Raw genomic sequence first — 10071 nt, forward strand, 5'->3', positions numbered from 1 at the left:
CCCAACAAGTAAAACCATCTCAACTCAGGAAATATAATGGTTTCTAGATGTTTTAATTTTTATTGATTTTAAATGATCTTAACTGATAGCTGAGGGCTGACCGCTGACAGCTATGTGGCACTTTTGTGCCACATTATTGTAATTAACCATAAAAAAAGAGACCCAATATCTTGGGCCCCTTTTTTGCTTAATTCCAATCTTCAATTTCGATATCTGTATAGAAATGTTTTAATATTTCTTGGTAACCATAACCTTGATTAACCATTCCTCCAGTAGCAGTCTGATCCATTCCTACACTATGACCCCAACCACTACCATAGAATTTATAACCGACCAACTGACCATTTTCATACTGCGGCTGAATCCAAAAGCGATTACTTCGTAATTCACCAAATCTAGAGCGTAAATTATTCCTAAACTCCTTCTCTTCTTCAGCACCAATTACTAACATTGCTTCTACACTACCTGCCTGACCACGCTTAGTAGGTCTAATCTCTTGAATATCATCAATCTCCAACCTTGCTTCCAAATAATCCAATGATAACTTTCTTTGCCAACGATAATTACTCTTCGTCCAACTTTCAGTCAATAAATCCGAATAAGAGTCAGGCCGTTCTCTTAGCCACTCCTTCAACTCAAAAGGAGATTTTGAAAACTCCTGCTCATTAATCTCAGACCCCATCTCAGTTGAAACTCCACGCAAATAAGGAATCATTCCACTCCAAACATCTTCACTATTCTCAGTATGACCACCTGAATTAGCACTATATACAGCATTGATCGGTTGACCATCATAGGTTGCTACCTCTCCGTTAGTCTCTATTACTGCCTGATTAGAGCGAGGGTGCTCCCTACCAATTCCATTATAGGCTGCACACTGTACAGTATCACATAGATCATACCCTTTATCTGCAAAGCGACCTAAATTGAATAAGGTATAGCTTCTAGCTGCTACTGCTTGAACCTTCAAAGCTTCTAATGGCCATGAAGCTGACATCTCTGAAGGTACTACTGCCAACAAATACTCCTCTAAGCCTACCAGATTAACTGCTGTAATTCCATTCTCGCGTGGTAAGAACTCCATTGTCCCCCGATACTGACGATCTTGAGCTCCACCCCAGTAATAACCTGCCCCATAAATTACATTATGCAATAAGACCGGTGCTTCTTCTGTAAGTTTCAGCTCAATTGCTTCACTAAATTGAATCTGCTCTTCTGGAAGATCTAAATAGTAATTACCATCAACAAAACTGACCTTATATAACTCACCCTTTTGTCCTTTAGCAATTTGAGTTCCTGCTTCTTCAACAGTAAAATTACTACCAACTCTAAAATAAATCTCATCTTGATCATCCATAATCCCAACTCTAATCTCTTCTCCTGGCTCTGCTAATGGTTCAATATCTCTAAACTGAACCTCATCTGGAATCTCTAATTCCCGCTCCTCTGGCAATTCTCTCTTTTCTTCTTCTTCAAAGTAATCAGGATAATCTTCTTCTAGCTCAGTCAACTTCATCTTAACTAACTCATCAGCTCGATCTTCACTTTGAGCCTGCTGTAAATACTTTACTGCTTCTTCAATCTGCTCTAACCCAAGATAAGCCAAAGCAATCTGACGTTTAACCCCTTTTAAACTTCCATCAATCTGTAAGGCTTGCTTATAATGCTCAATTGCAACTTGATAATCTTTTTGAACAAATTTGACCTCTCCTAATTGAAAATAAGCATGAGCAAAGTTATTATCGACCTTTAGTGCTTCTAACAGGTGCTGTTCAGCTACTCCATACTGCTTCTGCCTAGCAGTCAATAAGGCCAAGTAATAGTTAGCATCCCTTCTCAAATAATTAGCTCCAATGTCTGAAGCCAAAACTAAATTTAATTCCTCTTCAGCCTGTTGATACTCCCCTAACTGATAATAAGCAACTCCCAAATCTACTCTCCACTGAGCTACTTTATCTTGCTCTAATAACTGTTGGTACTGCTCAACAACAAGTTGGTAATTACCAAGTTCCTCATAAACAGCAGCTAAATTCAACCGTGCCTCTTTATTTTCTTGCTTAACAAGTATTTTTTGATACTGTTCAATACTGGCTTGATAGTCCCCTTGGTAATATAATTTTTTAGCTTCTTCTAGTAAAGGTTGTAATTGAGAGTCATCTTGTATTTCTTTCTCAATCTTTTCTTCATTTTCTTCTTCTCTTGTCTCGTCGATTTCTTCTGGTTTTATCTCATCAATTGCTTGCTCTTGATCCTGATTATTAATATAAGCTACAACTCCTGAACTAATAAATGAAAAAATAAACACTGCCATAATTAAAAACCTGATCTTCTTTTGTTTGAATAGTTCTTGCATAAATTATCACAACCTTCATTTAATTTAAAAATAATAATTTGTGACTTCTTACTAGATGCCGATCACCAATTAATAATAACTAGTTAGCAGTCACTAGTCATTATTATAACGTAGTTTAAATCGTAAAACAATTTTTAAATCTTGGAAAGAACAAACTGACAACAACTTAATTTTGAGTCTGAGGTTGAGTTTAAGCCAACCATTAAAAAGACATAAGGGGTTAGAGTTTACTTGAGCTTAGACTTGAACTTAAATTTAATCATAGAAAAGCGTTTGGATAACTTATCCAAACGCTTTTCTATGATTTATTCAGTTACTGCAATTTCCTCTAACATATCTGTATCTTGTTGCAAGAATTTAATTAAATATCTTTTAAAATCTTCTCGAATATCATCTCGGGCCAAAGCAAACTCAACTGTTGCCTCTAAAAAGCCTAGTTTATTACCGATATCATAACGCTTCCCACTGAAGGCTTGAGCATACATCTCTTTTTGTTCCATCAAAGTCTGTAATGCATCAGTCAATTGAATCTCATTGCCCTTACCTGGTGGAGTATTCTCCAAAATCTCAAAAATCTCTGGAGTAATGATATAACGTCCTAAAATAGCAATATTTGATGGTGCTTCCTCTAATGACGGCTTTTCAACTAAGTTTCGTACCTTATATAAGTCTTCAACATTGCTTGAATAATCAACAATCCCATATTTATGAACAACTTCATCCTCAACCTCTTGAACACCAATTACAGTGGTCTCTTTTTCAGCAAAAGCATCGATTAACTGTTTAGTAACTGGCTTTTTGGCCCGCACAATATCATCACCCAATAAGACAGCAAATGGTTCATTACCTATAAAGGTCTTAGCACATAAGATAGCATGACCTAATCCCTTTGCTTCCTTTTGACGAACATAATGAACATTGATCAAATTAGAGATATCCTGTACCGTCTCCAACATCTCATGCTTTCCTTTTTTTTCTAATGCTAACTCTAATTCTAAATGCTTATCAAAATGATCCTCAATTGCCCGCTTATGTCGACCAGTCACAATAATTAAATCTTCAATCCCAGACATAACAGCTTCTTCTACAATATATTGAATCGTTGGTGTATCAACAATCGGCAACATCTCTTTTGGTTGTGCTTTAGTTGCCGGTAAAAATCGAGTTCCTAATCCTGCTGCTGGAATGACAGCCTTTCTAACCTTCATCTACTTTCTCCCTCCTATGTAAAGATATTAAATATTTAATATCTAGTACTTAATATTGAATATTTAAAAACTTAAAACCACTTATCTCAAACTTAACCTCAATCACTCTTGCTTTCAAGATAATACTTATGTGGTTATCATTGAATTATTAATCTTAAATTTATCCTTCATAAGATTAATTAGTAAATAAATCTAATATCTTCCTGACAATCCGCTGACTTGCCTGCCCATCACCATAAGGGTTCTCAGCTTGAGCCATCTGTTCATACTGTTGTTGGTCAACCAATACTTGATTAATTCTAGTAATAATCTGCTCATAACTAGTACCAATTAGCTTGATTGCTCCTGTCTCAACTACCTCTTTTCGCTCAGTAACCCCTCGCAAGACCAAAACAGGTTTATTCAAACTGGGTGCTTCTTCTTGAATTCCACCCGAATCAGTGACAATCAGATCAACTCGAGCCATTAGATTAACAAATGGTTGATAATCAAGCGGGCCAACCAAATGAATCCGATCTACCCCCTGTAAAATATCAGTAGCTAACTCTTTAACTTGAGGGTTTGGATGGACAGGAAAGACAACCTCTACTTGATAGTTCTGCTCAACAACCTTTCTGATAGCCTTAAAGATATCTTCCATCGGTCGACCAAAACTTTCCCGTCGATGACAGGTAAATAAAATCACCTGCTTAGAAAAATCAAGCTCCCTTAATTGCTGATCGCTAAACTTATACTCAGCATCTACTGTCTCTAATAAGGCATCAATTACTGTATTACCGGTCACAAAGATCTGCTCTTCAGCTATATTTTCAGCCACTAAGTTGGCCCGGTTTTTAGCAGTCGGGGCAAAATGAAGATCAGCCAGCACACCTGTTAAGCACCGATTCATCTCTTCAGGATACGGGGCATACTTGTCATAAGTTCGTAATCCTGCTTCTACATGCCCAACCTTGATCTGACGATAGAAAGCAGCCAAACTAGCTACAAAGGTCGTCGTTGTATCACCATGCACTAAGACCAAATCAGGGTCTTCTTCATTTAAAATCTGATCGAGCTTAGTCAGAATTCTAGCTGTTAAGCCTGACAAAGATTGCTCTTCTTTCATCACTGCTAGATCATAATCAGGATTTAATGTAAACAACTCCAAAACTTGATCTAATAACTGCCGATGTTGGCCCGTCACTGTCAGAATGGATCTTATCTTACCTTCCTGCTCCAACCTCTTAACCACCGGGGCCAACTTAATCGCTTCCGGCCTCGTTCCACAAACAGTCATTACTTTAATCTCTTCCATAATTTCCTCCTAAGATTTTACAATTAGTATATGGAGAAAAATTAATTAATATCAGTGTATTAATTGGTATATTTTTTTATAAGTTTTATGAAGGTGCTTAATAAAGTTTCATAGGAATATTTATCAGTAAAAATAAAAATAGCACATATTTACTAGTTATTAATAACTAGTAAATATGTGCTATTTCAATCCATAAACTTTAGTTTATGGTCTGCCTTTCATTTTAAATTAAACACCCCAAAACAAAGAAATAAAGATAGGAACTACAATAGATAATAATATTTGTAATGGTGCTCCTACAATCATAAAATCACGAAACTTATATCCCCCAGGGCCATAAACCATCAAATTTGTCTGATAACCGATTGGAGTTAAAAAAGACGCACTGGCAGCAAAGGTCACTGCTAAAATAAATGCAAATGGATTTGCCCCTAACTGCTCAGCTGCTCCTACTGCTACGGGAATCATTAAAACTACACTGGCATTATTACTAATAACACTAGTTAATATTGCAGTAAATAAATAAAAGACCCCTAAAATTATGACTGAAGGAAAAGAGCCTGTAAGACTTATTAATTGAAAAGCTATGTACTGAGCTGTTCCAGTCTTTTCAATGGCCACCCCTAAAGGAATCAATCCTGCCAATAAAAAGATAACTTCCCAATCTATTATCTCATAAACCTTATTAGGGTTTACAATATTAGTTATTACCATAGCTATTACCCCAGCAAGAGCAGCAATTGAAATTGGCATAACATTTAATGCAGCCAAACCTATTACAGCCCCCACAACCCCTAGAGAAGTAAATATTTTAGTAGGCTGGTAGTCAAACGTTTCCAGTTCAGCTTCCCCAACAATAAAGTTATTATTACTTTTTAAACGTTCTAATGTTTTTTCGGTAACTAAAAGAAGTAATACATCACCTGGTGAAAAAATAAACTCCTTTAAATTTGTATGCTCCAATCCTTCTCCATGCCTGATACCAATTAAACTGGCATCATAACGCTCAAGAAAATTAACCTCAGTAGCAGTTTGCCCTGCTAAAAAAGAATAATCTGGCAAAACTACCTCTATAACCTCCTGCCCTTTATCCAAAGACTCCAATTCTTGCTGAGTAATTTGAGAGTCTGATAAAATTTCTATACCTCTTTCCTTAATAAAATCCAGCAATGTCCCCTTGTCAGCTCTAATAATCAAGCGATCACCATTGCGAATTGTCTTTATCTCTAATGGCTTCATAAACTCTTCATCATCACGAATTAAACGTAGAATATCTAACTCCTTCTTGGCCTGCTGTAAAAATTCTCCTATATTTTGACCAATTAATGAAGATCCTTCTTTAACCTCAACCTTAGTTAAAAAATCTTTCATTTCATACTCTTTAACTAAATCATTCTCATAATTAATTCGCTCTGGAATCAAATGATAGCCTATTGTAACTAAATATAACAATCCTACTACAAATACCACTATTCCTAATCTAGTAAATTCAAACATACTAAAAGGATGATCGATCAATCGAGCAGATATATCACTAGCTAAAATATTAGTAGAAGTTCCTAATAAAGTCATTGTCCCCCCAAACATAGATGCATAAGAGAGAGGGATTAACAACTTTGATGGCGATACTTTAGTTTTTCGAGCAAGATTGGTTACCATAGGAATAAAAGCAGCTACTACCGGAGTATTGTTAATGACACTAGCAATAACACCTGTTAAAATCGAAATAACTCCTAATTGTGCCCTTTCATTATTTTTGGTTATTTTTTCTATTTTACTTCCAAGAAGTTGTACAGCTCCACTGTTTTGAATTCCTTTGCTTAAAACAAACATAGCCATAACAGCAATTGTAGCATTATTACTAAATCCTGATAAAGCTTGCTCAGTAGAAACTTTAGTCCATGGACTTAAAGTTGCAAGGATTATCGGAACTGATAAAGCTATCATGCCAATTGGGAACGGTTCCCAAATAAACAGAATTAAAACTAACATCATTAATGATATAACTACAGCTATATTAATATTAAAAGTTAATGTTGAAATAAGTTCTTGTTGATAATCTGCTGCATTAACTGCAGTCGGTTGACTGATAAAAAATATAATTACTGCTATCAATAACACACAAATTAATTTAAGACTAAGATTTGAAGTTTCAATCTTATGGTCAAACAAATTGATCTCCTCCTCACAGCTTGAACACTATTAAAATCTATTATTTCAGTTTCATCCTTAGTCTGATCAAATTCATCTCATTCTTAATCATTATTCTCACTTTTATTATGTTTAAGAGTAATTAATCCCTATTAAAATTCTATGTTTTTAATACTTTAGACTTTAATTATAACAGATTGTTAAATATATTACAAATCATCATTGAATCTGTTACTTATAGCTAATTGATATATAGCTTAAGGCTGGGGTTAAGCCTACCATTAAAAACATAAGGGCTTAGCTCTTACTTAGACTCAAACTTAAACTATTGTTTCTAATCACAAACAAAAAACACTCTTCTATCTTTTAAGATAGAAGAGTGTTTTCTAGGAGGTTAAGCTTAGTGTACTATAAACGATTTATTATCTTTTCAGTAATATCCTGTGTTCCTGCAACGACCCCTTCTTCAGTAATGATTATCTCTAATCCTAATTCTTCTCTAGCTTCAGTCAAAATAGGATCAATAGTTGCTTCTAACTGTTCTTCCTGTTCTTTTTGTAAAGTAAATATCTCCTGTTGAACCTCTTGTTGTAACTGTTGTGCTTCTTCGTGTTCATCTTCACCTAGTTCTGATACTTGTTGATAAAACTCTTCTTCTAGTGTTTCCACTTCTGCTTGTAGTTCCCTTTCTATCTCTTCTACCTGCGGATATGCTTGATAAACTCGGGCCAAATCTACATAACCAATCATTCCCAACTCACCTGCTGGGTTAAACTCTAAATCATCATCAGTTTCTTGTTGCTCTATCTTTTCAATCTCTTCTGCAAGACCTTCATCCTCAAAATCTTCATCTTCAATTAATTCTTCTTCTACAATCCCTTCCTGTAAATCCTCTTCACTAAAGTCTACATCCTCTCCATCTTTACAACCTACTACAAATAATCCAACAACAATAACTAATATAACTAGAAGAGCCTTATTGTTAAATTTCAGCATTTATTAATTCCCCCTAAGTTTATTAAGTGTTATATCTAACTCTTCTTTGATCACAGTTTAAACTATAACTGTGATAATTTTGTGAGAAGGAATTGATATTAAATCCAAGGTTAAGTTTAAGTAAGGCCTAAGACCTTGTTTTTAACGATTAGCAACCTCACCTTAAATTTAAATACATTGCAAAGGGGACAATAACTCAACTGATATATCCATCGTTCCTAATAACAACTCTCCGTCAGCTGTTGGCCCGTGACAATCAGAACCACCAGTAATAATCAAATTTTCTTTACTTGCTAAACGAAGATAATAACTAAGCTGTTCTGGGCTATGCTGAGGATAATAAGCTTCTATTCCTACTAAATCTGGCAGTTGTACCAACTCTTCTACAATCTCGACGTCAGAGATCACCCCCGGATGGGCCAACACCGCCACTCCTCCTGCTCCAGTGATCAATTCAATTGCCTCCTCTGGCTGAAGCCGATACTTATCTACATAAGCTGGACCACCATCTGCTAGATAATAATCAAAAGCCTCTTGTTTTGTAGTCACATACCCCTCATCAACCAAAAGCTGGGCCAAATGTGGTCGCCCAACCCCTTCTTCACCGGCCAGTTGTTGCAATTGTCCATAATCAACCTCAACTCCTAAATTAGCAAGCTTTTTGATCATCTTTTTGGCCCGACTATTACGGCTCATCTGCAACTTTTCTAAAACCTGCAATAACACTTCATTATCCAGGTCAATATAATAACCTAAGATATCAATCCGTTCTTTTTGATAATAGGCCGTCAACTCTATCCCTGGAATCACCTCTACTCCTAGCTTCTTTCCTTCCTCTAAAGCCTCAGTTATTCCACTAATACTATCATGATCAGTAATTGCAATTGCTGCTAAATTCTTCTCTTTAGCTGCTGAAACCAACTCTTTTGGAGTCAAACTTCCATCTGATGTCGTCGTATGTAAATGTAAATCAACCTTTTCCATCCTCTCTACTCCCCCACTAAATTATTTAATATTGAAGATTTAATATCTAAAAATTAAATCTTAACAACAACTTTTGTCACTGAATAAATATAACATAACCAACAGTAAAAAGTACAAAAAACCAATATATCCTATTTAATTAACTATATCAAATCAAATAAAATCAAAATATATCGAATCTAGGTCAATAATAATTTTATAAAAAAATTCCTTGATTTACAACAGTTAGATATAATCTATTCCAAGCAAAACTAAATTCTTTCGATAAAACTTTTGCTAAATGGCTTCATAGACCCTAGCTTATAATTTTAATATAATTATATTGCCGTCGAGATTTGTCCTTTTTTGTAGCAAAAAAAGGGTATTATTATTATTATTTCATTATTATGAAAAAACAAACTAATTATGTTGACTTATAACATAATTATCTATATAATTAATATATGTACTTATTATAAATATATAGAATATTTTGCATTTAAAGTTTAATTAGATTCATTATTATAGTAAGAACTGATCTCTTTCAATCTATATCTATTTCTTTTCAAAAACTACTTAGCAAAGAGTAGATCGTATGACTTATGACAGTTACACTCTAGTTAAAGATTTAAAAGCCTAATTAGGCTTTTTTATAAATTATAATAACTATAAGGGGGAATTAAAATGAAAAATTATAGTGTCAAATATGATGCAAGAAAAAACAGAATCTATGCTACTTTTAAAGATACTCTAAAAGAAGAAGAAGCAAAAGATTATATTGAAGAAATGAAAAAAGCTGCTGATAAGACCAAGCCAAATTTTACAGTCTGTCTTGATATAAGTTGTGATCCTGTCCATTCTAAAAAAACAGATGAAATATTTGCTACTGGAAGAGAGTATCTACTTCAAAAAAAGGTTAAAGGTACTGCTACAATCATCTCTAAATCCGCAATGGCTAAATTACAAGCCAAAAGAATGCTTAAAGATATGAACCATAATACCTTTACAACTCAAGCTGATGCTGATAAATATCTTGATTCATTATAATCTTAACTATCAAACTAAACAAACGAGAGTACGCTTTATTAATAAAGCGTACTCTCGTT

7 protein-coding genes are annotated in these 10071 nt (G+C 34.6%); 1 reads left to right on the plus strand and 6 read right to left on the minus strand.

Annotated elements, in window-relative coordinates:
* Positions 1-187 precede the first annotated feature (187 nt).
* The 6 genes from ACKF5P_RS10090 to ACKF5P_RS10115 form a co-directional block, all read right to left on the minus strand.
* A complete protein-coding gene (locus ACKF5P_RS10090; RefSeq protein ID WP_408955070.1) occupies positions 188-2353 on the minus strand; it encodes a SpoIID/LytB domain-containing protein in 2166 nt (721 codons plus the stop codon).
* A 305-nt stretch (positions 2354-2658) separates the two neighbouring features.
* Positions 2659-3561 carry a UTP--glucose-1-phosphate uridylyltransferase GalU gene (gene galU / locus ACKF5P_RS10095; RefSeq protein WP_408955071.1) on the minus strand — a complete coding sequence of 301 codons (903 nt, stop codon included), beginning with the start codon at positions 3559-3561 and terminating at the stop codon, positions 2659-2661.
* Between the two features lie 175 nt (positions 3562-3736).
* The gene (gene wecB, locus ACKF5P_RS10100) at positions 3737-4855 is read right to left on the minus strand and encodes a non-hydrolyzing UDP-N-acetylglucosamine 2-epimerase (RefSeq protein WP_408955072.1); all 1119 of its coding nucleotides are present in this window, start codon (positions 4853-4855) and stop codon (positions 3737-3739) included.
* Positions 4856-5083: 228 nt separating this feature from the next.
* Positions 5084-7027 (minus strand): SLC13 family permease, encoded by a 1944-nt coding sequence (locus ACKF5P_RS10105; RefSeq protein WP_408955073.1) that lies wholly within the window; start codon positions 7025-7027, stop codon positions 5084-5086.
* Between the two features lie 387 nt (positions 7028-7414).
* Entirely contained in the window at positions 7415-8002 is a 588-nt protein-coding gene (locus ACKF5P_RS10110) for a hypothetical protein (protein ID WP_408955074.1), read from the minus strand.
* A 168-nt stretch (positions 8003-8170) separates the two neighbouring features.
* A complete protein-coding gene (locus ACKF5P_RS10115) occupies positions 8171-8986 on the minus strand; it encodes a PHP domain-containing protein (protein WP_408955075.1) in 816 nt (271 codons plus the stop codon).
* A 663-nt stretch (positions 8987-9649) separates the two neighbouring features.
* On the opposite strand from ACKF5P_RS10115, the gene ACKF5P_RS10120 reads away from it, so the two are divergent.
* Positions 9650-10012 (plus strand): hypothetical protein, encoded by a 363-nt coding sequence (locus tag ACKF5P_RS10120; protein ID WP_408955076.1) that lies wholly within the window; start codon positions 9650-9652, stop codon positions 10010-10012.
* Positions 10013-10071: the final 59 nt, after the last annotated feature.

Source organism: Natroniella sp. ANB-PHB2 (assembly GCF_046097105.1).
GTDB lineage: Bacteria > Bacillota > Halanaerobiia > Halobacteroidales > Halobacteroidaceae > Natroniella.

What these genes read in the sequence shown, in the direction of transcription:
- ACKF5P_RS10090 (WP_408955070.1), bottom strand. Translation starts at nt 2,353, where the DNA reads ATGCAAGAACTATTCAAACAAAAGAAGATCAGGTTTTTAATTATGGCA.
- galU (WP_408955071.1), bottom strand. Translation starts at nt 3,561, where the DNA reads ATGAAGGTTAGAAAGGCTGTCATTCCAGCAGCAGGATTAGGAACTCGA.
- wecB (WP_408955072.1), bottom strand. Translation starts at nt 4,855, where the DNA reads ATGGAAGAGATTAAAGTAATGACTGTTTGTGGAACGAGGCCGGAAGCG.
- ACKF5P_RS10110 (WP_408955074.1), bottom strand. Translation starts at nt 8,002, where the DNA reads ATGCTGAAATTTAACAATAAGGCTCTTCTAGTTATATTAGTTATTGTT.
- ACKF5P_RS10115 (WP_408955075.1), bottom strand. Translation starts at nt 8,986, where the DNA reads ATGGAAAAGGTTGATTTACATTTACATACGACGACATCAGATGGAAGT.
- ACKF5P_RS10120 (WP_408955076.1), top strand. Translation starts at nt 9,650, where the DNA reads ATGAAAAATTATAGTGTCAAATATGATGCAAGAAAAAACAGAATCTAT.